Here is a 316-nt window from a genome sequence, read left to right as displayed (position 1 = left end):
CCGGCTCAATCCCATCGACACTTTGGCCGCCGCAACCTTTCGGCGGCAAGCGCGTTGGTAACGGCGCTTGCGTTGCTCCAATACCTGTAGTTTGAGCGGGGTTGCATAGCGCTTTCCGTTTGAACAAACAATCTCGGAAGTGTTCAGATCAACGCCTACCTCGCCCTTCACCTTCGGCAAAGGAGAAACATCTTCTTCGGTCAGGAGCGAAATATAGAATTTGCCACCCGTAGTCCTTGTGACAGTAACCGAAGAAGGCGTCGCCCCTTTGGGAAACGGACGACTCCAGCAAATATCCAAAGGAGTTTCATGCTTG

Annotated in this window: 1 pseudogene; it reads right to left on the bottom strand. The window is 52.8% G+C overall.

What is annotated here, in order from left to right:
- Positions 1–316: pseudogene (locus IV91_RS18660) on the bottom strand (RNA-guided endonuclease TnpB family protein); the annotation flags it as partial.

It is taken from the genome of Ferrovum myxofaciens (assembly GCF_000735045.1).
Classification (GTDB): domain Bacteria; phylum Pseudomonadota; class Gammaproteobacteria; order Burkholderiales; family Ferrovaceae; genus Ferrovum; species Ferrovum myxofaciens.
Note: the sequence above shows the minus strand (reverse complement) of the source record. Positions and strands in the feature narration are given on the sequence as shown.